The sequence below is a fragment of the Streptomyces doebereineriae genome, assembly GCF_031845645.1.
In the GTDB taxonomy this organism is placed as follows: Bacteria; Actinomycetota; Actinomycetes; order Streptomycetales; family Streptomycetaceae; genus Streptomyces; species Streptomyces canus.
Genome location: NZ_JAVREZ010000446.1, coordinates 1 through 421, shown reverse-complemented (window position 1 = coordinate 421; position 421 = coordinate 1). Strand labels below are relative to the sequence as shown.

Sequence of the window (421 nt, the reverse complement as noted above, 5' to 3'; positions counted from 1 at the left end):
GGTACCAGGGTTCCGTGAGTTCCTGGTGAGCAATTTGGTGCTGGTTCTGCGGCCGTCCTGACCATCCACTGGAACAGGTTCTCGTTTTTCTGGGAAATCTGGGTAATGTGACGCCCATGACACAAAGCGCAGCCGCCATAAGGACGGAATTCGACAAACTGTTCATCGGCGGCCACTGGGTGGAGCCTTCGACCTCCGAGGTCATCGAAGTCTTCTCCCCCGCGACCGGCGAGAAGGTCGGCCAGGTTCCGCTGGCCGCCGAGGCCGACGTCAACGCCGCGTGCGCCGCGGCCCGCAAGGCCTTCGACGAGGGCCCGTGGCCCCACAAGACGCCAGAGGAGCGCCAGGCCGTGCTGGCCAAGGCCGTCGAGCTCATCAACGAGCGGGCCGACGAGTTCAAGCACCTGCTGAAGCTGGAGAC

Annotated in this window: 1 protein-coding gene; it reads left to right on the top strand. The window is 63.9% G+C overall.

Annotation, left to right across the window (positions count from 1 at the left end; translation table 11 throughout):
• Positions 1-116: 116 nt before the first annotated feature.
• On the top strand, positions 117-421 hold a 305-nt coding region (locus RNB18_RS52710; RefSeq protein ID WP_311721145.1), incomplete at its 3' end, for an aldehyde dehydrogenase family protein.